The 22,810-nt window shown below is 71.6% G+C and carries 17 protein-coding genes; 12 read left to right on the top strand and 5 right to left on the bottom strand.

All coding sequences use genetic code 11. The annotated features are described in order from the left end of the window. Positions 1-124: 124 nt before the first annotated feature. The gene (locus ACFPZJ_RS22790; RefSeq protein WP_003975777.1) at positions 125-388 is read right to left on the bottom strand and encodes a WhiB family transcriptional regulator; all 264 of its coding nucleotides are present in this window, start codon (positions 386-388) and stop codon (positions 125-127) included. 714 nt (positions 389-1,102) lie between these two features. Between ACFPZJ_RS22790 and ACFPZJ_RS22785 the strand changes: the two genes are divergently transcribed. Genes ACFPZJ_RS22785 through ACFPZJ_RS22770 form a run of 4 tightly spaced genes read left to right on the top strand, consistent with a single transcriptional unit; the run spans position 1,103 to position 4,989 of the window. Continuing rightward, the gene (locus ACFPZJ_RS22785; protein ID WP_381024595.1) at positions 1,103-1,603 is read left to right on the top strand and encodes a cysteine dioxygenase; all 501 of its coding nucleotides are present in this window, start codon (positions 1,103-1,105) and stop codon (positions 1,601-1,603) included. A 58-nt stretch (positions 1,604-1,661) separates the two neighbouring features. Continuing rightward, positions 1,662-2,621, top strand: coding sequence for a 2-phospho-L-lactate transferase (gene cofD / locus ACFPZJ_RS22780; RefSeq protein ID WP_381024592.1), 960 nt, complete (start codon positions 1,662-1,664; stop codon positions 2,619-2,621). Further along, a complete protein-coding gene (locus ACFPZJ_RS22775) occupies positions 2,618-3,928 on the top strand; it encodes a coenzyme F420-0:L-glutamate ligase (protein WP_381024590.1) in 1,311 nt (436 codons plus the stop codon). Before cofD ends, ACFPZJ_RS22775 begins: the two co-directional genes overlap by 4 nt. Positions 3,929-3,987: 59 nt before the next feature. Further along, on the top strand, positions 3,988-4,989 hold the full coding sequence (locus ACFPZJ_RS22770; protein WP_381024587.1) for a DNA-3-methyladenine glycosylase family protein: 1,002 nt from the start codon (positions 3,988-3,990) through the stop codon (positions 4,987-4,989). Positions 4,990-5,451: 462 nt separating this feature from the next. On the opposite strand, the gene manB is transcribed toward ACFPZJ_RS22770, so the two are convergent. Continuing rightward, positions 5,452-6,534: a mannose-1-phosphate guanylyltransferase gene (gene manB / locus ACFPZJ_RS22765; RefSeq protein ID WP_381024584.1), complete on the bottom strand. Its 1,083-nt coding sequence runs from the start codon at positions 6,532-6,534 to the stop codon at positions 5,452-5,454. 164 nt (positions 6,535-6,698) lie between these two features. Next, positions 6,699-8,285, bottom strand: a complete 1,587-nt coding sequence (locus ACFPZJ_RS22760) for an N-acetylmuramoyl-L-alanine amidase (RefSeq protein WP_381024581.1) — start codon at positions 8,283-8,285, stop codon at positions 6,699-6,701. Positions 8,286-8,435: 150 nt separating this feature from the next. Here ACFPZJ_RS22760 and ACFPZJ_RS22755 point away from each other — a divergent pair, with 150 nt between their 5' ends. The 6 genes from ACFPZJ_RS22755 (at position 8,436) to ACFPZJ_RS22730 (ending at position 18,093) form a co-directional block, all read left to right on the top strand. Continuing rightward, on the top strand, positions 8,436-9,191 hold the full coding sequence (locus ACFPZJ_RS22755) for a TIGR03089 family protein (protein WP_381024579.1): 756 nt from the start codon (positions 8,436-8,438) through the stop codon (positions 9,189-9,191). A 169-nt stretch (positions 9,192-9,360) separates the two neighbouring features. Beyond that, positions 9,361-10,659: an LCP family protein gene (locus ACFPZJ_RS22750; RefSeq protein WP_381024576.1), complete on the top strand. Its 1,299-nt coding sequence runs from the start codon at positions 9,361-9,363 to the stop codon at positions 10,657-10,659. A 239-nt stretch (positions 10,660-10,898) separates the two neighbouring features. Beyond that, positions 10,899-12,653, top strand: coding sequence for an LCP family protein (locus tag ACFPZJ_RS22745; RefSeq protein WP_381024573.1), 1,755 nt, complete (start codon positions 10,899-10,901; stop codon positions 12,651-12,653). 114 nt (positions 12,654-12,767) lie between these two features. Then, complete coding sequence (locus tag ACFPZJ_RS22740) at positions 12,768-14,483, top strand: LCP family protein (protein WP_381024571.1); 1,716 nt, start codon at positions 12,768-12,770, stop codon at positions 14,481-14,483. 122 nt (positions 14,484-14,605) lie between these two features. Continuing rightward, entirely contained in the window at positions 14,606-16,390 is a 1,785-nt protein-coding gene (locus ACFPZJ_RS22735) for an LCP family protein (RefSeq protein ID WP_381024568.1), read from the top strand. Positions 16,391-16,452: 62 nt separating this feature from the next. Further along, complete coding sequence (locus ACFPZJ_RS22730; protein ID WP_381024565.1) at positions 16,453-18,093, top strand: LCP family protein; 1,641 nt, start codon at positions 16,453-16,455, stop codon at positions 18,091-18,093. Positions 18,094-18,131: 38 nt separating this feature from the next. On the opposite strand, the gene ACFPZJ_RS22725 is transcribed toward ACFPZJ_RS22730, so the two are convergent. Continuing rightward, on the bottom strand, positions 18,132-19,181 hold the full coding sequence (locus tag ACFPZJ_RS22725; protein WP_381024562.1) for a glycosyltransferase family 2 protein: 1,050 nt from the start codon (positions 19,179-19,181) through the stop codon (positions 18,132-18,134). A gap of 130 nt (positions 19,182-19,311) precedes the next feature. On the opposite strand from ACFPZJ_RS22725, the gene ACFPZJ_RS22720 reads away from it, so the two are divergent. Continuing rightward, positions 19,312-20,793 (top strand): LCP family protein, encoded by a 1,482-nt coding sequence (locus tag ACFPZJ_RS22720; protein WP_461097561.1) that lies wholly within the window; start codon positions 19,312-19,314, stop codon positions 20,791-20,793. Between the two features lie 9 nt (positions 20,794-20,802). Here ACFPZJ_RS22720 and ACFPZJ_RS22715 read toward each other — a convergent pair whose 3' ends face one another. After that, positions 20,803-21,360, bottom strand: a complete 558-nt coding sequence (locus ACFPZJ_RS22715; protein ID WP_381024557.1) for an acyl-CoA thioesterase — start codon at positions 21,358-21,360, stop codon at positions 20,803-20,805. Positions 21,361-21,478: 118 nt separating this feature from the next. Here ACFPZJ_RS22715 and ACFPZJ_RS22710 point away from each other — a divergent pair, with 118 nt between their 5' ends. Beyond that, positions 21,479-22,780: an LCP family protein gene (locus ACFPZJ_RS22710; protein ID WP_381024555.1), complete on the top strand. Its 1,302-nt coding sequence runs from the start codon at positions 21,479-21,481 to the stop codon at positions 22,778-22,780. The last annotated feature ends 30 nt before the right edge of the window (positions 22,781-22,810 follow it).

Genomic DNA, 22,810 nt, shown 5'->3' with positions numbered 1-22,810 from the left:
GCTGGGCAGGACGACGACCCGCCGCCTGTGGATAACCCATCCGCGACGGGCCGTTCCAGACGTGTGAGCGTCCTTGTCCGCGTAAGGGTCCGTACGGATGTCGGTGAAGAACCGGTGAGACCGGTCAGACTGCGGCCTTCTTCAGCCGGCGGCGCTCCCGCTCGGACAGGCCGCCCCAGATGCCGAAGCGCTCGTCGTTGGCGAGGGCGTACTCGAGGCACTCGGAGCGGACTTCGCAGGCGAGGCAGACCTTCTTGGCCTCGCGGGTCGATCCGCCCTTCTCGGGGAAGAAGGACTCGGGGTCGGTCTGGGCGCACAGCGCGCGCTCCTGCCAGCCGAGTTCCTCGTCCGCGTCGTCGACCAGCAGTTGCTGCACCAGCTCGGTCATGTGCGCCCCTCGTCTGTTCTTTCCGCGTCCCCGTGATGTAGCCGTTACCGTTCCGGCTGAACGACACGAGTGAAATTACAAGTGTGCTGCTCCGGGCGAGTCAAGCCGAGATCTGCTATTGGGCCCCTTATTCACTCTGCGGAACCAAGCCCGCACGGAAAGTGTTCAAATCACCCTAAACCCCGACACACCGACGAGGTCCCTGAGGGTCACCAGTCCACACAGAGCCTGTACGGAAAAGGACGCCCAGGCGTTCGATCCCGTTCCGGCACGCGCACCGAAGCGAACCGGATCACAGTCGGATCACGAGATCGCAACGGGGCACGGCCGCCCGGATGGACGCCATGTGTCCCGACAGGGCCGTGAGCAAACCTTTCACCTTTCAGATGAACCGGATGAGGTGAAACACATCCCACATAACGGGCGCCAAGTTGACAGTGGAGGTGTGAACCGGTGTCCTTGTGGGCATGCTCGCGAACTCGGCACTCACCCCGACCCGCTCCGCCGGGTCCCACGGTGCTGCCCGCGCTCGCTGTAGCTGTTGCTGTTCCGGCTGTTGAGCCCAACGCGCTCCGGCCGCCGCTGAGTCATACGCGACTCGGCCGCCGCTTCCTCCGCTCCCACCAGGGCACCCCGTCGCCGCCCCGACCCGGGCACACGCGACGCGCGACACCCCCACCGACTTCTCGCCTCGCCAAGGAACCCCCGCACTCCATGAACAGCGACAGCGACCTGCAGATCGCCGGCGACCTCCTCGAAGTACCGCACCTGCTCCAGGCACCGCGCGAGCACCCGGCCACCGTCGCCGAGTTCGTCGGCCTGGCCCGCTCCATCGCCGCCGACCGCTCCCAGTGGGAGCACCTCGTCCGGTACGACGCGACCACCCGCTGGTACCACCGGCTGCGCACCGGCCCCGGCTACGAGGTGTGGCTGCTGTCCTGGGTGCCCGGGCAGGGCAGCGGACTGCACGACCACGGCCGCTCCTCCGGGGTGCTGACCGTCCTGGACGGCACGCTGACCGAGCGCACGGAGCGCGGCACGCGCGCGTTGGCGCCGGGCGCCCAGCGGGTGTTCGCGCCCGGATATGTGCACGAGGTGGTCAACGACGCGCTGGAGCCCGCGGTCAGCCTGCACGTCTACTACCCGGGCCTGACGGAGATGCCGATGCACACGGCGGCCGCCCCGCACTGCGAGCCGCGGGCCGTGACGGCCTGAGGCCGCGCATCCCTCGACTGGCCGACGCGCTGTCGTACCCGCCTGCAAGACTTGCCCCATGCGCATTGTGGTTCTGGCAGGCGGCATCGGTGGTGCCCGGTTCCTGCGCGGTCTGAAGCGGGCCGTGCCGGACGCGGACATCACGGTCATCGGCAACACCGGGGACGACATCCACCTCTTCGGGCTGAAGGTCTGCCCGGACCTCGACACGGTGATGTACACGCTCGGCGGCGGCATCAACGAGGAGCAGGGCTGGGGGCGGGCCGACGAGACCTTCCACCTCAAGGAGGAGCTCGCCGCGTACGGCGTCGGGCCGGAGTGGTTCGGGCTCGGCGACCGGGACTTCGCCACGCACATCGTGCGGACGCAGATGATCGGCGCCGGGTATCCGCTGAGCGCGGTGACGGAGGCGCTGTGCGACCGCTGGCGGCCGGGCGTCCGGCTCATCCCCATGACCGATGACCGGGTGGAGACCCATGTGGCCGTCGAGATCGACGGGGAGCGCAGGGCCGTCCACTTCCAGGAGTACTGGGTGCGGCTGCGGGCCTCGGTCCCCGCCGAGGCGGTCGTGCCGGTGGGGGCGGAGCAGGCCAAGCCCGCGCCCGGTGTGCTGGAGGCGATCGCCGAGGCCGACGTGATCCTCTTCCCGCCGTCCAACCCGGTCGTCTCGGTCGGCACGATCCTCGCCGTGCCCGGCATCCGAGAGGCGATCGCCGACGCCGGGGTGCCCGTCGTCGGCCTCTCCCCGATCGTGGGGGACGCGCCCGTGCGCGGCATGGCCGACAAGGTGCTGGCGGCGGTCGGTGTGGAGTCCACGGCCGCGGCGGTGGCCGAGCACTACGGCTCCGGTCTGCTGGACGGCTGGCTCGTGGACCCGGTCGACGCGCACTCGGTGGCGCGGATCGAGGCGGCGGGCATCCGCTGCAGGGCCGTACCGCTGATGATGACCGACCTGGACGCGGCCGCGCGGATGGCCCGGGAGGCACTGGCGCTGGCGGAGGAGGTGCGGGGGGCGTGAGCGCACCGCTCAGCGACGGCTACCGGGTCTGGGCCGTGCCCGGGCTGCCCGAGGTCCAGCCCGGCGACGACCTGGCCAAGCTGATCGCCGCAGCCGAGCCCGGGCTCGCGGACGGGGACGTGCTGCTCGTCACCTCGAAGATCGTCTCCAAGGCGGAGGGCCGGATCGTCCACGCCGCCGACCGGGAGGCCGCGATCGATGCGGAGACCGTACGGGTCGTCGCCCGGCGCGGTGCCCTGCGCATCGTCGAGAACCGGCAGGGCCTGGTGATGGCCGCCGCCGGGGTCGACGCGTCCAACACCCCCTCCGGGACGGTCCTGTTGCTGCCCGAGGACCCGGACGCGTCCGCCCGGGCCGTCCGCGACGGCCTGCGCGACGCCCTGGGCGTCGACGTCGGGGTGATCGTCACCGACACGTCCGGGCGCCCCTGGCGGGCGGGGCTCACGGACGTGGCGATCGGCGCGGCCGGTGTCCGCGTACTCGACGACCTGCGCGGCGGTACGGACGCGCACGGCAATCCGCTCAGCGCCACGGTCGTGGCCACGGCGGACGAACTGGCCGCCGCCGGCGATCTGGTGAAGGGCAAGGCCGCCGGGCGGCCCGTCGCCGTCGTGCGCGGGCTGCCGCACGTGCTGGCCGAGGACGACGGGGAGGGGGCGCGGGCCGTGGTGCGGGGCGCGCGGGACGACATGTTCCGGCTCGGCACGTCCGAGGCGGTGCGGCTGGCGGTGACCCAGCGCCGCACGGTCCGGGCCTTCACCGACGAGCCCGTCGACCCCGGAGCCGTCCGGCGTGCGGTCGCCGCCGCCGTGACGGCGCCGGCACCGCACCACACGACGCCGTGGCGTTTCGTCCTGCTGGAGTCCGCGGACTCGCGCGCCCGTCTGCTGGACGCCATGCGGGACGCCTGGATCGCCGACCTGCGCCGCGACGGAAAGACCGAGGAGTCCATCGCCCGGCGAATACGGCGCGGAGACGTCCTGCGCAACGCGCCGTACCTGGTGGTTCCCTGCCTGGTCATGGACGGCTCGCACACCTACGGGGACACGCGGCGCGACGCGGCCGAGCGGGAGATGTTCGTGGTCGCGGCGGGCGCCGGCGTCCAGAACTTCCTGGTCGCGCTCGCCGGGGAACGGCTCGGCTCGGCATGGGTGTCCTCGACGATGTTCTGCCGCGACGTGGTGCGCGAGGTCCTGGGCCTGCCGGAGCACTGGGATCCCATGGGCGCGGTGGCGGTCGGCCACCCGGCCGAGGAGCCCCGGCCGCGGCCGGAGCGGGACGCGGGGTCGTTCATCGAGGTGCGGTGACCGCGCCCCGTCCGCGCCTACTCTCGTAACACCTCCCTCCTCTCCCCGGGACGTCATTCATGGCAGGACGCTTCGCTCCCCGGCCCACGCGTACGACGGTGCGCGGCGGGCATGTCGCCGTGCCCGCGGGCATACCGCGCCAGGCGGCGGCGCCGGGGCGGATGCGCACCTGGGTGCCGGACGGGCCGCTGGACCTCGGGCTGGTGCTCGGGCCGCTGCGGCGCGGCCCCGGCGACCCGACGTTCCGGGCGATGCCCGACGGCTCCGTGTGGCGCGCCAGCCGGACGCCGTGCGGGCCGGGGACGCTGCGGGTGCGGATGTCCGCCGGGCAGGTGTCCGGTGAGGCGTGGGGGCCGGGGGCCGAGTGGCTGCTGGAGCGGTTGCCCGAGCTGCTCGGGGCCGCCGACGACCCGTCCGCGTTCGTGCCCCGGCACCGGGTGGTCGCGCTCGCCCGGCACCGGCGGCCGGGGCTGCGGCTGACCAGGACCGGGCTGGTGCTGGAATCGTTGATTCCGTCGATCCTCGAGCAGAAGGTCACCACGGACGAGGCGTACCGGGCGTGGCGGCTGCTCGTACGGAAGTACGGGGAGCCCGCGCCGGGGCCGGCGCCGGGGCGGATGTACGTGATGCCGGATCCGCGGACCTGGGCGCTGATCCCGTCCTGGGAGTGGCACCGGGCGGGGGTCGACAACAAGCGGGCGTCGACGATCCTGCGTGCCGTACGGGTCGCTGCGCGGCTGGAGCAGGCGGTGGGGATGGCTCCGGTGGACGCGCAGGCACGGCTGGAGGTCGTGCCGGGGATCGGGCCATGGACGTCGGCGGAGACGGTGCAGCGCAGTCATGGGGCGGCGGACGCGGTGACCGTCGGGGATCTGCATCTGCCGGGGATCGTGGGGTGGGCTCTGGCCGGGGACCGGGATGCGGACGACTCGGTGATGCTGGAGCTGCTGGAGCCGTATGCGGGGCAGCGGCATCGGGCTGCCCGGTTGATTCTGCTGAGCGGGAGGGTGCCGCCGCGCAGAGCGCCGAAGATGCCTCGGTGGGACATCGGGGGGTTGTGAGGGGTTTCCCTCCGGGTGGCTGGTTGCGTGTGCTCGGCGCTGGTGACGGGGCGGGGCGGGGCGCGGCCCAGCGCTACGGGGTGACTGCCGTCGGCACGGCCGGGGGCACGTACTGCCAACTGTCCGGTGACACCCGCCCGGCGTTCGCGCTGAGGCCGGGTGGGTGCGCGGCCCAGCGCTACGGGGTGACTGCCGTCGGCACGGCCGGGGGCACGTACTGCCAACTGTCCGGTGACACCCGCCCGGCGTTCGCGCTGAGGCCGGGTGGGTGCGCGGCCCGGCGCTACGGGGTGCCGCTGCGCCCACCCGTGCCGCTCCAGCGACACGACTGCCCGCAGCTGGGGCAGTTGGGCGGGGCGGTTGCCCGCAGCTGGGGGCAGTTGGGCGGATCGCAGCCAGCCGGCACGACTGCCCGCAGCTGGGGAGTTGGCCGGGCGGGTGCGAGGCGTGTCGGGTGTGGTGCTACTGGTCCGGGGAGAAGCGGAGGGCGCCTGCGGGGATGCGGGCGTCGCACCAGACTCGGGCGCCCTCGCGCAGTTCGTTGTCCGGGCCCACCACCGCACCGTCTCCTATGACCGTGCCGGTGAGCACGGAGCGTTCGCCGACGCGGGCGCGGATGCCGATGAGGGAGTCGGTGATCACCGCGCCGGGCTCGATCACCGCGCCCGGCAGGATCGTGCTGCCGAAGACGCGTGCGCCCTCCGCCACGAACGCGCCCTCTCCCACCACCGTGCCGCCGGCCAGCTTCGCGTCGGGGGCGACCGTCGCCGTCGGCAGGACCAGGCGGTCGCCGCAGCGGCCCGGCACCGCCGGGGACGGGGCACGCCCCAGGACCAGGTCCGCCGAACCCCGGACGAACGCGGCCGGGGTGCCGAGGTCCAGCCAGTACGTCGAGTCGACCAGGCCCTGCAGATGGGCTCCGGCCGACAGCAGGTCCGGGAACGTCTCCCGCTCCACCGAGACCGGCCGGCCCTGCGGGATCGTGTCGATGACCGAGCGCCGGAAGACGTACGCGCCCGCGTTGATCTGGTCGGTGACGATCTCCTCGGGGGTCTGGGGCTTTTCCAGGAAGGCCAGGACGCGGCCCGTGTCGTCCGTGGGGACCAGTCCGTACGCCCGAGGGTCCGTCACCTTCGTCAGGTGGAGCGAGACGTCCGCGCCCGTCGTCTCGTGGGTGCGCACCAGTGCGCGGATGTCCAGGCCCGTCAGGATGTCGCCGTTGAAGACGAGCACCGGGTCGTCGGGGCCCGAGTGCAGCCGGGACGCCACGTTGCGGATGGCGCCGCCCGTGCCGAGCGGCTCCTCCTCCGTGACGTACTCGAGGTGGAGGCCCAGCGTCGACCCGTCGCCGAAGTACGGTTCGAAGACCTCGGCCAGGTACGACGTGGCCAGCACGATGTGTTCGACGCCCGCCGCTCTCGCTCTGGCCAACTGGTGTGTGAGGAAGGGGACCCCGGCCGCCGGGACCATCGGCTTCGGCGTGTGCACCGTGAGCGGGCGCAGCCTCGTGCCCTTGCCGCCGACCAGGAGGATCGCTTCTGTCACCTGTCGTCTCTGCTTCCTGCCGGGACCGGCCGAACTGTCTTTCGGCCGGCCAGTGTATGCAGACCGTTCCATGGCGCCTTCGATGGCCGTGCGGTGTTCCGCCCCCTGCCCCCCGATGGCGGTGAACGTGGTCTCCGGCAGCAGACCCGACCGCCTGGGCGGCCTCAGCGGCCCTGGTAACGGGCCGCGGTCGTACGGGCCGAGCCGAGCTTGCGGTAGAGCTTCCCCCCTGGGCACTCCGTGGCGAACCCGTCCCGGTGACCGGAGATCACGTTCAGTCGTACGTTCATGCCTTTTCGGTAGAGATTGCCACCCCCGGACTTCAGGTATGTCTTCCCCTTGGGATTCATCCCGTGCAGCCCGAGCTTCCACGCGGTGAGCCGGGCGATGGCCTTGACGGCCGAGGAGGACGGCTTGGTGGCGGTGAACGAGCCGAGTACGGCGATGCCCATGCTGTTGCTGTTGAAGCCGAGGGTGTGAGCGCCGAGGACCGGCTTCGCCACGCCCCCGGCGCGGCCCTCGTAGATCCTTCCGCACTTGTCGATGACGAAGTTGTAGCCGATGTCGCGCCAGCCCATGCTCTTGACGTGGTAGCGGTAGATACTGCGGATGAGTGAAGGGGCCTGCGAGCAGCTGTAGTTGTTGCCGGAGGCCGTGTGGTGCACGAAGGCCGCCTTCACCTTCTTCGTGTAGACGAACTTCTTCTCGCGCAGCTGCTCGTTCGCGCCCCAGCCCCGGCGCGTGACGATGGCCGGGCGCGGACCGATGTAGGGCTTGGCCTGCCGCTCGGTCCGGTCGGCGCCGTTGAGGGAAAGCGGCTCCCGCTCCGCCGCGGCGGGGCCCTGCTCCGTCGTGGCCGGGCTCTCCACCGTCACGCCCGGGCGCTCCTCCCTCACCCCCGGGCGCTCCACCGTCGCGGCCGGGCTCTCCTCCGTCGCGGCCGGGTCCTGCTCCGTCGCGGCCGGGCCCTGCTCCGTGGTGGCCGGGCTCTGCTCGGTCTCGGTGGGGCTCTCCTCCGTCACCGCCGGGCTCTCCGCCGGGATCTCGGTGGCGCCGAGGGGCGCGAGGTCGGCGTTGGCCGCGGACGCGGCGGTCGCCTCGGCGCTCAGCCCGCCGACGCGGGTGCCGGACGGCGGCGCGGCCTCGCCCGGGTCGACGAGTTCCAGGCGCAGGCCCGGGGGCAGTTGGGAGGTGGGCGCCTCGCCGGGTGTACCGGCACGGTGGTCGTGTCCCGGCTCCGCGCGTACGCGGACCTCCACGCCGTCCGAGTCGCCCACCCACAGCGGTGCCGTGGCGCCGCGCACCCGGCCCGAGGTGCGCTCGGGCGTGTCGGGGTCGGCCGCGTGGTCGGCGTTGTGCGTCTCGACGTCCTGCCAGCCGGACCAGGTGCCGGTGGCGGCGGCGCGGGTGCGCACCTGGACGCGGCCGTGCAGTTCGGTGCCGGGGTCGTCCCAGACGACACCGACGAGGGAGAACCGCCGTACGTCCCGGGCGGGCAGGCCCTCCTCGCCGGGGGCGCCCGCGGTGCGGTCGCGGGTGAGGGGTCGGAGGGGCAGCGACTGGGTGCTGCCGGGGACGTGCGGCTCGGTGGCGGAGCGGGCGGCCGTCGCCTCGGCCGCCGGACCGGCGGTCGTGGCCGCTTCCGCCGTCGGCACCGGTCTCGCGGTCGACGCGACTGCGGGCGGGGTCAGCGGAAGGGCGAGGGTCGCCGCGCAGGTGACACCGATTGAGGAAGCAAGGAATCCACGCATGCCCCTGATCTTGGACATATCTACTGATATCTGTCCATCGGGGAGTTGAGGGGGCGTCGGGAGGCGTTCGCCCGAACCGGTGGCGCTTCCGGGGCGAACCGGTGACCCGCCACGCGGTGCGCGGCGGCCGCGCCGCGTACGCTTGCCCGGGTGAACGCCACCGATCGCACCCCTGCCGACCTGCTGAGTTCCGCGCTCGCCGCGGACCCGGGACGCCCCCTGGTGACCTTCTACGACGACGCCACGGGCGAACGCGTCGAATTGTCGGTGGCCACCTTCGCCAATTGGGTGGCCAAGACCGCGAACTTGCTCCAGGACGAACTCTCCGCCGAACCCGGGGACCGGGTCGCGCTGCTGCTGCCCGCGCACTGGCAGACGGCGGTGTGGCTGCTGGCGTGCGCGTCGGTCGGGGTGCTCGCCGACGTCGACGGGCAGCCGGGCGCGGCCGACCTGGTGGTGAGCGGGCCGGACACGCTGGAGGCGGCCCGGGCCTGTTCCGGTCCGCGGGTGGCGCTGGCGCTGCGGCCGCTCGGGGGGCGCTTTCCGCAGACCCCCGAGGGGTTCGTCGACTACGCCGTGGAAGTGCCGGGGCAGGGGGACCGGTTCGTGCCGTACGCGCCGGTCGATCCGGAAGAGCCGGCGCTGATCGTGGCCGGACGGGAGTTCAGCGCGGCCGAGGTGGTCGAGCGGGCTCGGGCGGAGGCGTCGGGGCTGGGGCTGATCGGGCCGGGGTCGCGGATCCTGTCGGGGTTGCCGTACGACACCTGGGAGGGGTTGAACGCGGGGTTGTACGGGCCGCTGGCCACGGGAGGTTCCGTGGTGCTGTGCCGGAATCTGGAGCGGTTGGGGGACGAGGCGCTGGACAAGCGGGTGGAGAGCGAGCGGGTCACGGCCATCGCCCGGTAGGACCGGCACTGCCTCTGCTGCCAAGTCGACGTGACGGGCCGGCCCCTCCCCCGTTCGGCCCAGCAGCACCCACCCCTCACCGTCGACCCGGGCCATGGTCGTAGGAGCAGCAGCAGACGCGCAGACGCACGCACCGCACGCTCGTACGCCATGAGGGGTGGACCCGGTCATGAGCGACACAGCAAGGGGTCTCGGGCCCGGGGTGGGGGCCTCGGCCACCGGGCAGGGGCTGGGGAGGCGGCGTCGGCGGCGGTGGGTGCGGGGCTCCGGGCTCGTGACGGTCCTGGTGGTGGGCGGTGCCGCCGGTGCCGGGTGGGCGGTGTACACCAAGCTGGACGGGAACATCACCCCGGACGAGGCGGCCGCGGCCGAACTCGCGCGGTTCGAGAAGGAGCGGCCCACCGCGCTGGTCGAGGACGCCCGCAACATCCTGCTGATCGGATCGGACTCGCGCTCCGGCGACGAGAACCGCCGCTACGGCCGGGACTCGGGCACCGAACGGTCCGACACCACCATCCTGCTGCACCTGTCCGCGGGCCGGCACAGCGCCACGGCCGTCTCGATACCCCGTGACCTGATGGTCGACGTGCCCGGCTGCCGCCGGCGCGACGGCAGCCGCTCCGAGCCGACGTTCGCGATGTTCAACCACGCCTTCCAGGTGGGCGGTTCGGCCTGCACCATCCGAACGGTCGAGAAACTCACCGACATCCGCATCGACCACCACGTCGTCGTCGACTTCCACGGGTTCAAGGAGATGGTCGACGCGGTCGACGGTGTCGAGGTGTGCCTGAAGGAGCCGGTCGACGACAAGGACGCCAAGCTCAAACTGCCCGCCGGACGCGTGAGGCTCGACGGCGAGCAGGCCCTGGGCTACGTCCGCGCCCGCAAGTCCCTCGGCAACGGCAGCGACACCGACCGCATGGACCGCCAGCAGAGGTTCCTCGGCGCGCTCGTCACCAAGGTGCGCAGCAACGACGTGCTGCTGAATCCGGTGAAGCTCTATCCCGTGCTGGACGCGGCCACGTCCTCCCTCACCACCGACCCGGATCTGGCGAGTCTGCGTGGTTTGTACGAACTCGTACGCGGGCTGCGCGACATCCCTACCGAACGGGTGCAGTTCCTGACCGTGCCACGGGAGTCGTACGTCTACGACGCCAATCGCGACCAACTCGTGGAACCCGCGGCGGAGAAGCTGTTCGAGCGGCTGCGCACGGACAGGCCGGTGGTGGTCGCGCGGAACGTCGCACGGGGTTCGGCCGCACAAAGCCGGGAAAGCGGGGATTCGCACGAAGGGCCGTCCGGGGATTCACCTTCGGATTCCCCTACGGAGGCGCACGGCCTCGGCACGGACGGTGACGGAAAGGCCGGCGCAAAGGGCGGCGTGAAGCGGCCCGGCGAACCAGTCGCGGACGTTTCCCCCGCACCGACGTTCCGCGGGAACACCGCCGCCGAGGACAGCTGCGGGTAAAGCCCATGCAACGCGGTGAACTTTTGTCCGAGGAAATGGGCGAATTGCCCAGGTGTAGGGACGTGGAATTTGTCACCGCCGTCGCCCGACGCTGAACTGGGCCGTTAGTGTGAGCGATCCGGTGCGTCCGGCCCCTGAGGTCCATAGGTCCGTCCTGAGGTCGCGCACTGTACGACCGAGACCCGAGCGCCTTGAAGGGGGAAGGCGCCGCGTGGCCCCGACGGAGGATTCGGACAACCGTGGACGCGCAAGGCCGTGGGCGGGCGGAGAACATCGATCCCGCAGACCAGTGGGTACTCAATCCGAACACCGGCGAATACGAACTGCGACTGGCCCCTTCCGCACCGCAGTCGGCGGTGCCCGGGCCGCGCAGGGCCGCCTCCCCCCGCGGGGGCGCGGCGGTGCGCAGCCGTACTGCGGCACCGGGCCGTACGCGGCCTTCGGAGTCGCCCGGCCGTGACGTCCCGCCGGCGCGCAGGCGCCGCGGGGCACCCGCCGAGCCGCCGCCGGGGCGGCGCGGCCGGCGTCCGGCGAAGAAGTCGAAGACCAAGAAGGTCCTGCTGTGGACGGGCGGCACGATGGCGCTCGTCCTGATCGCCGCCGCGGGCGCCGGCTACCTCTACATCGAGCACCTCAACGGCAACATCACCTCCGTCTCGGACGACGGCGCGTCCACCGGTGGCTTCAGCAAGGACAAGGCGATCAACATCCTGCTGATCGGCACCGACAAGCGCACCGGCAAGGGCAACGACAAGTACGGCGACAAGGGCAGCGTCGGCCACGCCGACACCACGATCCTGCTGCACGTCTCCAAGGACCGCTCCAACGCGACCGCGCTGAGCATCCCCCGCGACCTGATCGTCGACATCCCCGACTGCCCCACCACACAGGAGGACGGCTCGACGAAGGTCATCCCCGGTTCCACGGGGGTGCGCTTCAACACGAGCCTGGGGCAGGACGGCCGTACGCCGAGCTGCACCATGCGGACCGTCACCGAGCTGACCGGGGTGAAACCCGACAACTTCATGGTCGCCGACTTCAACGCGGTCAAGACGCTGACCACGGCGGTCGGGGGCGTCGAGGTCTGTCTGGCCAAGGACATCGACGATCCGGACTCCAAGCTCAAGCTGTCCAAGGGGACGCACACCATCGAGGGCGAGCAGGCGCTGGCGTACGTGCGCACCCGGCACTCCGTCGGCTTTGGCGGCGACCTGAGCCGGATCGGGCTGCAACAGCAGTTCCTCAGCGCGCTGATGCGCAAGCTGAAGTCGAACGACACGCTCTCCAGCCCGTCCAAGATGATCAAGCTGGCGGAGGCGGGCACCAAGGCGCTGACCGTCGACTCCCAGCTGGACAGCATCAACAAGCTGAAGGACCTCGGTCTGGAGCTGGGCAAGCTCAACACCAAGAACCTGACGTTCACGACGATCCCGGTGATCGACAACCCGGCGGAGAAGGTCAAGTCGACCGTCGTCCTCGACGAGTCCAAGGCCCCGCAGGTGTTCAAGATGATCCAGAACGACGTGTCGTTCACCGAGGTCAAGCAGAAGCAGAAGCAGAAGCAGAAGAAGGAGAAGGCCGCCGTCGCCGCGCGGCTGAAGGGCACCAAGGCGCCGGCATCCGAGGTGCGGGTGCGCATCCTCAACGGCGGGGCGCGCCCGGGCAGCGCCCAGGAGACCCTGGCGTGGCTGCAGACCGAGGAAGGCGTCGAGAAGTCGGAGAACGCCGGCAACGCGCCGGCGGAACTGAGCAAGACCACGCTCGAGTACGCGCCCGACCAGGCCGACCAGGCGCGCCGGCTCGCCGACATCATGGGGCTGTCCGCCTCGGCGATGAAGCCGGGCGAGAGCGTGAGCAACTCCCAGGGGCTGCCGACGATGACGCTGACCCTGGGCAAGGACTTCGAGGGCGCGGGCGTGCCCCTCACCACTCCGTCGAAGGCGCCGGAGGGGGTCCAGAAGTCCACGGCGGACAAGGTCGAGTGCGCCAAGTGACCTGACGGGCCTGCGGTACGTCCTACAGGGCGTACCGCAGGCCCGTTCGACGCGTACGTCCTCCGGGGCGTACCGCACGCCGCTCGTCGGCGCAGGGGTGGGGGAGACAGGGCGATGACGCAGAGCAGTGTGCACGGGGAGGGGACGCGTCCGGGTGCCGTACCGCGGCAGCCGGGCGCGGGGGGCAGGACCGCACGGGACAGCGACGGGGAGGGCCCCAGCGCGGACGGCGGCAGAGGCGGCGGCGGATCCGGCGGCGGGGGCAGCCGGCGCCGCAGCCCGGGGCCCGGGCGCGGGCAGCGCGTGCTGCGCTGGTCGGCGACGACCCTGGCGCTGCTCATCCTCGCCACGGCCGGGGCGGGTTACCTGTACTACCGGCACCTGAACGGCAACCTCGAGAAGGGCCAGCGCAGCAGCGGCGACTCCAAGGTGAGGAAGGCCGAGCCGAACGCGGCCGGGCAGACGCCCCTGAACATCCTGCTGATCGGCTCCGACAGCCGTAACTCCGCCGCGAACCTGAAGCTGGGCGGCAACAGGGCGAGCGTCGGCAGCAAGCCGCTGGCCGACGTGCAGATGCTGATCCACCTGTCGGCGGACCGCAGGAGTGCGGCGGTGGTGACCGTTCCGCGCGACACCCGCGTCGACATACCCGAGTGCAGGGACCCGAAGACCGGCGAGACGTACCCGGCGACCAACACCATCATCAACGAGTCGCTGGCCCGCGGCGGCGCCGGCTGTACCCTGGCCACCTGGGAGAAACTCACCGGGGCCTACATCGACCACTGGATGATGATCGACTTCGCGGGCGTGGTGAGGATGGCGGACGCCGTCGGCGGTGTCGAGGTCTGTGTGAAGCAGAACGTGTGGGACCGCCCGCTGCCGGGCCAGCGCGGCGGCTCCGGGCTGAAGATGACGGCCGGCAGGAAGAACGTCAAGGGCGAGCAGGCCCTGCAGTGGCTGCGCACACGGCACGCCTTCTACAGCGACCTGGGGCGTGCCAAGGCCCAGCGCATGTACATGAACTCGATGATCCGCACGCTGAGGAAGCAGAACGTCTTCACCGACACCGGACGCCTGATGAGCCTGGCCGAGGCGGCCACCAAGTCCCTGAAGGTGTCGGAGGAGATCGGCTCGGTCAAGGAGCTGTACGACCTCGGTATGCAGCTCAAGACGGTGCCGACCGACCGGATCACCATGACGACCCTGCCGACCGTGCAGGACGCGGAGAACGCCAACCACCTGGTGCCGGCCGGCGCCGACGCCGCGAAGATCTGGTCGATGATCCGCGACGACGTGCCCTTCGACGACAAGGGTGAGGGCAGGGGGGGCGCCGAGGCGGACGGCAAGGACGGACCGTCGGGCGCGAAGAAGTCGACGGGCCGTAAGGAGAGGGCCTCCGACGATCCGGCCGCGCCCGACAGCGAGATCGGCGTCCTGGTGCGCAACGCCACCCGGTCCGCGACGCTCGGCCCGGTCGGCGGCCGGGCGGGCGCCCTGGCCCGGCTGCTCGTGGAGAAGGGCTTCACACGGACCGCGGCGGACACCTCCGCGGCCGTGTCGGAGGACAGGACCTCCGTCCGCTACCCGAGCGCGGAGTTGGAGGGCGACGCGCAGCGTGTCGCCGAGTCCCTGGGCATTCCGCCGAGTGCGGTGCAGCGCTCGACGGAGGTCTCCGGGGTCACGCTCGTCGTGGGCGCCGACTGGCGCGAGGGCACGGCCTACCCGAAGGAGCCGGCGCCGCAGGCCGGGGACGTCCCCGAGAGCGCCGACGCGATGAACGGGTCGGACAGCGGCCAGTGCATGGACGTATACGCGCCCTACCGCTGGTAGCCACCGGCCCAAAGCCCCCTCGCGGGCGGCGAATTGGTTCACAGCAGTCACTCCGGACCCACCGGGCGGATAGTGTGAGTGGTCCTGAGCTGCCCGTACCCGACGGAGGAATCGGACACACCTTGGACGCACACGGCCGTGGGCGGGCGGACGACGTCGACCCCGCAGACCAGTGGGTACGCAACCCGAACACCGGCGCATACGAACTGCGCCCGCATCCCTCCGCGCCGCGGCCGTCCGTCCCCGGACCCCAAGGCGCGGACGGCCCGCACGAGGCGGGGAGCGGCCGTACGACGGCTCCCGGCCGCTCGGTGCCGCCGCAGCGCGGGCGCCGGCCGGAGCACAGGCCGGGACCGGGAACGTCGGGCCGGGGAAAGCCCCGCCAGGAGACCCCGGGCAGGGGAGCGCCGGGCAGGAGGACGCCGGGCACCGGCAGGTCCGGGGCTCGCAGGTCCGCGCAGCGCAGGCCGAGGGCCGGGAAGGTCCTGCTGTGGACCGGCGGCACCATGGCGTTCGTCGTGCTCGCCGTCGGCGCGGCCGGCTACTTCTACCTGCGGCACCTGGAGGGCAACTTCTCGACGGAGGACGTCGGTGACGTCGGCAAGAGCAGTTTCAGCAAGGACGAGGCCTTCACGATCCTGGTCATCGGCACCGACAAGCGCACGGGCGCGGGCAACGAGGGCTACGGCGACAAGGGCAGCACGGGGCACGCCGACACCACGATCCTGCTGCACGTCGCCGAGGACCGCTCCAACGCCACCGTGCTCAGCATCCCGCGCGACCTGATCGTCGACATCCCCGACTGTCCCACGAAGCAGGCCGACGGCACGACGACGGCGGTGCCGGGGTCGCAAGGCGTCCGCTTCGGGTGGAGCCTCGGCCAGAACGGCCGGGACCCGGGCTGCACCATGCGCACGGTGGAGGAGAACACCGGCATCCCGGTCGACCACTTCATGATGGCCGACTTCAACGCGGTCAAGACGCTCACCACGGCGGTGGACGGCGTCGAAGTCTGTGTGGAGAAGGCCGTCGACGACAAGGCGTCCAAACTGGTCCTGCCCCAAGGCGAGTCGACGGTCGAGGGCGAGCAGGCCCTCGCCTTCCTGCGCACCCGCAAGAGCTTCGGCAACAGCGGCGACCTGGACCGCATCAAGGTGCAGCAGCAGTTCCTGGCCTCGCTCCTGCGCAAGATGTCCTCCAGCGACACGCTCACCAGCCCCGCCAAGCTGTGGAAGCTGGCCGAGGCCGCGTCCGAGGCGCTGACCGTGGACAAGCCCATCGGCAAGGTCGGCGCCCTCAAGGACATCGCGCTGGAACTGAAGAAGGTGCCGACGAAGAACATCACCTTCACCACCGTCCCGGTGCGGGACAACCCCGCCGAGACGGTGAAGGCGACCGTCGTCCTCGACGACTCCAGGGCGCCGCAGGTGTTCGACATGATCAAGGACGACGTGTCGTTCACGGAGGTCAAGAAGCAGCAGAAGAAGGAGAAGGCCGCCGTCGCCGCCCGGCTGAAGGGCGAACAGGCCCCGGCGTCCGAGGTGCGCGTGCGCATCCTCAACGGCGGCGCGGAGCGCGGCAGCGCCCAGGAGACCGTCAACTGGCTGCAGATCGACCAGGGCGTCACCAAGGCCGAGAACGCCGGCAACGCCCCGGCCGCACTGCGCCGGACCACGCTCGAGTACGCGCCCGACCAGGCCGACCAGGCGCGCCGCCTCGCCGCCCTGATGGGGCTGTCCGCCTCGGCGATGAAGCCCGGCGAGAGCGTCACCAACGCCCAGGGCCTGCCCACGATGACGCTCACCCTGGGCAAGGACTTCCGCGGCGCGGGCCTCTCCCTCACCGCTCCGGCCAAGGCGCCGGACGTGCCGAAGTCCACGGCCGACAAGGTCACCTGCGCGAGTTGACGTTTCCAGGGCAACTGACGGGCCCGTCGTGCGTCTAACAGGACGCATGGCGGGCCTGTTCCATGGCGCGAGGAGCGGGGAGGGCGGGACAAGTGACCCAGAACACGGTGGAGGCGGACGAGGCGGTCCGGGACGTCCGGCCGGAGCCGGCTCCGGCTGCCGGCGGGGGCGACGCCCTCACCGGCGACCGGCACCGCCCCGGCGGCCGACGGCCGCGGCGCGGCCACCGCGTGCTCAAGTGGTCGGCGGCCGTCCTCGCCGTCGTGGTCCTCGGCGCGGCCGGCGCCGGCTACCTCTACTACCGGCAGCTGAACGCCAACATCAAGAAGGTCCCCCTCAACCTCGGTGAGAACAAGGTCGCCGAGCCGACGCCGAACGCCGCGGGCCAGACCCCGCTGAACATCCTGCTCATCGGCTCCGACGCCCGGGACACCGAGGAGAACCAGGAACTCGGCGGCGCCCGCGAGACGTTCGGCGCCACACCGCTCGCGGACGTCCAGATGCTGGTCCACCTGTCCGCCGACCGGACCAACCTGTCGGTCATCAGCATGCCGCGCGACACCCTCGTCCACATACCCAAGTGCACCGACCCGGAGGACGGGACGGTGTACCCGGCGAGCAACGGCCGGGTGATGACGAACCAGAGCCTCGGGCACGGCGGTCCCGGCTGCACGGTGGCCACCTGGCAGGAGCTCACGGGCATCCACATCGACCACTTCGTGATGGTCGACTTCGCGGGCGTGGTGTCGATGGCGGACGCCGTCGGCGGCGTCCCGGTGTGCGTGGACGCCAACATCCACTCCCGCGACAGCCAGGGCCACGGCTCCGGACTGAAGATGCGCAAGGGCACGCACCCCGTGAAGGGCGAGCAGGCCCTCCAGTGGCTGCGCACCCGTTACGGCTTCGAGGACGGCAGCGACCTCGCCCGCGCCAAGGCCCAGCACCTGTACATGAACTCGATGGTCCGCCAGCTGCGCGAGAACGCCACCCTGAGCAGCCCCAACAAGCTGCGCAAGCTGGCCGAGGCGGGCACCATGGCGCTCACCGTCGACCCCGGCCTCGACACCGTCAAGAAGCTGTACGACCTCAGCACCGAGCTGCGGAAGGTGAAGCCGGAGCGGATCACCATGACCACGATGCCGAACCGGTACGTGGGCGCGCGGGTCGAGCCGACGCAGGACGCCGAGAAGCTCTTCCGGCTGGTGCGCGAGGACATCCCCCTGGACGGCAAGGGCGGCACGGGCGCCCCGAAGAAGACCCAGGAGAAGTCCGCCGACCCGGCCGCCGCCGACGACGAGATCGCCGTCCAGGTCCGCAACGGCACACGCACCGACACCCTGCCCGCCGCCCGCGGCCGCGCGAGCACCGTGACCGCACTGCTCGTGGACCAGGGCTTCACCAAGGCGTTCGCCGACACGACCGGGTCACTGAGCGAGGACCGCACGGTGGTCCGCTATCCGAGCGCCGACCTGGAGGGCGACGCCCAGCGGATCGCCACGTCCCTCGGCATCCCGCTGAGTGCGGTGCAGCGCTCCACCGACGTCACCGGCGTCACGCTCGTGGTGGGAGCCGACTGGCGCGAGGGCACGGCGTACCGGGCGCCGAAGGCCGAGGACAACACGACCCCCAAGACGGCCGAGGCGCTCAACGGCGCCGACGAGACGGCGTGCATGCACGTGAACCCGGCCTTCACCTGGACCTGAACGGCCGCGGCCCCTCCGCCTCCGGGAGGGGCCCGGGCTCAGACCGCCGGTCCGCCGGCGGCGGCGTCCGCCCGCACGGGGGGCCGCCGGCTCGCGATCACCTTGCGGGCCAGCGACCGCGGACTCGTCAGGAAGCCCCAGCCCCACGACATGTGCATGGTGGCCAGCGCGACCGGGATCTGGAGCCGCGCCTTCAGCGGCAGCCCCCGGCCCGCCGGGACGGACCCGAGCAGGATCGCCGCGAGGTAGCCGGCGGGCACCACGAAGCCCAGGGGGTGCAGCAGGGCCCCCACCACGGTCCCGGCCGCGATCGCACACACCGCGGTCGGCGGGGCGAGGTACCGCAGGTTGATGGAGCCCTCGTGGTAGCGGGCGACGACGTGCCGCCAACGGCCGTAGTCCTTGTACTGCTTGGCCAGTGCCCGCACGCTCGGCCGCGGCCGGTAGGACACCTTCAGCTCGGGCGAGAACCAGATCAGCCCGCCGGCCTCGCGGATGCGGTAGTTCAGCTCCCAGTCCTGGGCGCGGATGAACTCCTCGTTGTAGCCGCCCTGCTGCTCCAGCGCCGCACGCCGGAACACCCCGAGGTACACGGTCTCGGCGGGCCCGGCCGCGCCGCCGGTGTGGAACGAGGCGTTGCCCACACCGATCCTCGACGTCATCGCCGCCGCGACGGCGTGCTCCCAGTCGTTCTCGCCCTCGGCGTGCATGATGCCGCCGACGTTCTGGGCGCCGGTCTCCTGAAGGAGCCGTACGGCGGTGGCGATGTAGTTCGGCGAGAGCATGCCGTGCCCGTCGACCCGGACCACGATGGGATGCCGGGACGCCTTGATGGCGGCGTTCAGCGCGGCCGGCGTACGACCGCTCGGATTGGGCACGGTGTGCACGCGCGGATCTTCGGCCACGAGCTCGGCGGCGATCTCGTCCGTGCGGTCCGTGGACGGACCGAGGGCGATCACGACCTCCATCTCGCCGGCGTACTCCTGCGCGAGGATCGCTCGGACCGCTCCACGCAGATGCCGCTCCTCGTTGAGGACCGGCATGATGACAGACACGGCGGGCAGCTGCACGTCGGGATTGGCGTTCATAGGGGGCTCACGTTACCGCGAACGGGGGACACCGTTGCGCGCCGCCGGCCTCGGTGACCCGGGCCACAGATCGTATGGGCCTACGGTGCTCGCGGATCCCACGTACGGCCGTCGTCCGCAGGAGTCCCCTTTGCCCACACCGCCCCGGTCCCCCCGGCCCCAGCCCGGCCCGCAGCGCCGCCCCCAGCCGTCCCGCCGCACGCCCCCGCGACCGGCGGCCGTACGGCGGAAGAAGCCCCGCTGGGCCATGCGTGCGGTCACGACGCTGTCCGTGGTGGTCCTGGCCTCCGCCGGCATCGGGCACACGGTGATCTCCAGCCTCGACGCGGACATCAGCCGGGTCGACCCCTTCAAGGACATGAAGAACCGGCCCCGCGCCGGGCACGGCATGAACGTGCTGCTGGTCGGCACCGACGGCCGCGACAAGATCTCCAGGGAAGAACGGAGCAGGTACCACCTGGGCGGCGCGCCCTGCCGCTGCACCGACACGATCATGATCGTGCACATCTCGGAGGACCGGGAGCGTGCCAGCGTGGTGAGCCTGCCGCGCGACTCGTACGCCGTGACGCCCCCGCACACCGACCGGAACTCCGGCAAGAGGCACGGCGGGCACCCCATCAAGCTGAACGCGGCGTACGCGGAGGGCGGGCCGGAACTGACCGTGCGCACGGTCGAGAAGATGACCCGCGTGAAGATCGACCACTACCTGGAGGTCGACTTCGCCAGCTTCATGAAGACGGTGGACGTGGTCGGCGGGGTGGAGATCTGCACCGCGGACCCGCTGAAGGACAGCCACACCGGGCTGAACCTGCCGGCGGGCCGGCACCTGCTCAAGGGCGGGCAGGCCCTGCAGTACGTGCGCGCCCGGTACGTCGACGGCGCCTCCGACCTCAGTCGGATGAAGCGTCAGCAGCGCTTCATGGCGGCCCTCGTCGCGCGGGCCACCTCCTCCGGGATCCTGCTGAACCCGATGAAGTTCCGCGACATCACGCACGCGGTCCTCGGCTCGGTCCGCGCCGACAAGGGCTTCGGCACGGACGAACTGCTGGACCTCGGCCGGGCCATGCGCAACTTCTCCCCCTCCTCCTCCGAGTTCACGACGGTGCCGATCGGGCGGATGGGCTACGCCGTGAAGGGCGTCGGCTCGACGCTGAAGTGGGACCCCGTCAAGTCCGAGCGGGTCTTCCGCGCCCTGCGCGAGGACCGGCCGCTGTCGGTGAGACGTCCGCGCGGTTCGGCGGTGCTCGTGCCGGTCGCCCCGCAGCAGATCCGCGTCCAGGTGGAGAACGGCACGAGCATGCCGGGCCTCGGCCGCAAGGCGGACACGGCCCTCGCGGGCGTCGGCTTCCGCACGACCCGGGCGCCGGTGAACGCGAAGAACCTCACCGTGACCCGCACGGTCGTCGCCTATGACCCCCGCTGGGACCGCTCGGCCAAGTCCCTGGCGACGGCCCTGCCCGGCAGCGAACTGCGCCCGGTGAAGGGGCAGGGGGCCACGCTGAAGGTGATCCTGGGCACCGACTTCGGGCAGGTCCGCAAGGTACGCGCGGAGAACCAGTCGGAGGGTGAGTTCGGGGTGGTACGGGGGGACGAGGTGAAGTGCGCGACGTAGCGCCGGTCGTCAGTCCTCGAAACCCTCCGCCGCCCGCTTCTCCCGCAGCTCCATGATCGCGCGGCGGCGGGCCAGCCGGTGGGTGCGGCGGATCTGGGCCTCCTGGTAGCGGCGTTTGTCCTGTTCCGTCTCGGGGAGGACCGGCGGCACCCGGCGCGGCTTGCCGTCGGCGTCCACCGCGGCGAAGACGAGATAGGCCGAGCCGACCTGGGTGGGCGGCGTGGACTCGTTCCAGCGTTCGGCCAGGACCCGTACGCCGACCTCCATGGAGGTCCGGCCGGTCCAGTTGACCTGAGCCTTCACATGCACGAGGTCACCGACGCGCACCGGCTCGAGGAAGGCCATCTCGTCCATCGACGCGGTGACCGCGGGCCCGCCGCTGTGCCGCCCGGCGACCGCGCCCGCCGCGTCGTCCACCAGCTTCATGATCACCCCACCGTGCACCGTCCCCAGAAGGTTCGTGTCGTTGTGGGTCATGATGTGGCTGAGGGTGGTGCGGGACGCCGAGGTCGGCTTGCCGGGGATATCCGGAGTGCCCGACTCCGCAGCTGGGGCCTGGTCTGTCATGGCCTCCACCTTATGCCGAGGCGGCATGCGGGGGATTTGTGTCAGCTTCGCCACAGCCTTGCCCTGATTTTCCGACGACCCTTGTATGCCGCACAGCCGTGCCCTGCACACTGAGCCCATGAATGATTGGCCCGAGGCATGGTCCGACGACAACCGCGGCAGCCGGTACGGACGCGGAAGCGCGAGCGCACACCCCGAGGGCGCGCGCGTGATGCGGCAGGTCCGCCGCGGTCCGGCGGCGCCGCCCGGGCAGGGCGCCTACGGCGCTCCCGGCCGCCAGGCACCGCCGTACGGCGCCGGAGGCGTCCCGCAGCAGCCGTCGTACGTGGACGGCAGCGGCTATGACAGCGGCTACAACACCGGCCAGGTCTACGGCTCGCCCGGCGGCCGCGGCCCCGGCGGCCCCGGCGGCGACGGCACGTACGCGCCGCGCCCCGCGCCGAACTGGCGGCGCCGGATCAAGGTGACGGCGATCACCGTCGCGACCGTGCTCGTGGTGACCACCGTCGCCACGTACTTCTGGGCCGACTCCAAGCTCAACCGCGAGGTCGACCTGTCGAAGGTCATCGACCGGCCGGAGGCGGGCGAGGGCACCAACTACCTGATCGTCGGCTCCGACAGCCGCGCCGGCATGTCGGCCGAGGAGAAGAAGAAACTGCACACCGGGTCCGCCGAGGGCAAGCGCACGGACTCGATGATGATCCTGCACACCGGCGGCAACGGCCCGACGCTGATCTCCCTCCCCCGCGACTCGAATGTGACGATCCCCTCGTTCAAGGGCTCGGACTCCGGCAAGTTCTACCCGGGCACCGGCCGCCAGGTGAAGCTGAACGCGGCGTACGCGGAGGACGGTCCCGAACTGCTGGTCCGCACGGTGGAGGCCAACACCGGCCTGCACATCGACCACTACGTGGAGATCGGCTTCGCCGGCTTCGCGAACATCGTGGACGCGGTCGGCGGCGTGGAGATGGACATCCCGCAGGACATCAAGGACACCAAGTCCGGCGCGAACTTCAAGAAGGGCAAGCAGACCCTGAACGGCGAGGAGGCCCTGGCCTTCGTCCGCACCCGGTACGCGCTCAGGGGCTCCGACCTGGACCGTACGAAGAACCAGCAGAAGTTCCTCTCGGCGCTCGCCAACCAGGTCGCCACCCCGGGCACGATCCTCAATCCGTTCAAGCTGTACCCGACGATGGGCGCGGGCCTGGACTCCCTCGTCGTCGACAAGGACATGGGCCTGTGGGACCTGGCCTCGATGTTCTGGGCGATGAAGGGCGTCAGCGGCGGCGAGGGCAAGTCGATGAACATGCCGATTGCGGGCAACGCCGCGAACGGCAACCTGCAGTGGGACACCGCGAAGCTGAAGACGCTGGTGAACCAGCTGAAGAACGACGAAAAGGTCACCGTCTCGGGCAACTGAGCGTGGCCGCACGGCACTTGGGGGCACCCG

The organism is Streptomyces bullii, assembly GCF_042657145.1.
In the GTDB taxonomy this organism is placed as follows: Bacteria; Actinomycetota; Actinomycetes; order Streptomycetales; family Streptomycetaceae; genus Streptomyces; species Streptomyces bullii.
Note: the sequence above shows the minus strand (reverse complement) of the source record. Positions and strands in the feature narration are given on the sequence as shown.

Bases quoted from the DNA above. Each gene is read 5' to 3' on its own strand.
- ACFPZJ_RS22760 (WP_381024581.1), bottom strand. From the start codon at position 8,285: ATGCGTGGATTCCTTGCTTCCTCAATCGGTGTCACCTGCGCGGCGACC.
- ACFPZJ_RS22770 (WP_381024587.1), top strand. From the start codon at position 3,988: ATGGCAGGACGCTTCGCTCCCCGGCCCACGCGTACGACGGTGCGCGGC.
- ACFPZJ_RS22710 (WP_381024555.1), top strand. From the start codon at position 21,479: ATGAATGATTGGCCCGAGGCATGGTCCGACGACAACCGCGGCAGCCGG.
- ACFPZJ_RS22785 (WP_381024595.1), top strand. From the start codon at position 1,103: ATGAACAGCGACAGCGACCTGCAGATCGCCGGCGACCTCCTCGAAGTA.
- cofD (WP_381024592.1), top strand. From the start codon at position 1,662: ATGCGCATTGTGGTTCTGGCAGGCGGCATCGGTGGTGCCCGGTTCCTG.
- ACFPZJ_RS22750 (WP_381024576.1), top strand. From the start codon at position 9,361: ATGAGCGACACAGCAAGGGGTCTCGGGCCCGGGGTGGGGGCCTCGGCC.
- ACFPZJ_RS22715 (WP_381024557.1), bottom strand. From the start codon at position 21,360: ATGACAGACCAGGCCCCAGCTGCGGAGTCGGGCACTCCGGATATCCCC.
- ACFPZJ_RS22725 (WP_381024562.1), bottom strand. From the start codon at position 19,181: ATGAACGCCAATCCCGACGTGCAGCTGCCCGCCGTGTCTGTCATCATG.
- ACFPZJ_RS22740 (WP_381024571.1), top strand. From the start codon at position 12,768: ATGACGCAGAGCAGTGTGCACGGGGAGGGGACGCGTCCGGGTGCCGTA.
- ACFPZJ_RS22790 (WP_003975777.1), bottom strand. From the start codon at position 388: ATGACCGAGCTGGTGCAGCAACTGCTGGTCGACGACGCGGACGAGGAA.
- ACFPZJ_RS22730 (WP_381024565.1), top strand. From the start codon at position 16,453: ATGGCGCGAGGAGCGGGGAGGGCGGGACAAGTGACCCAGAACACGGTG.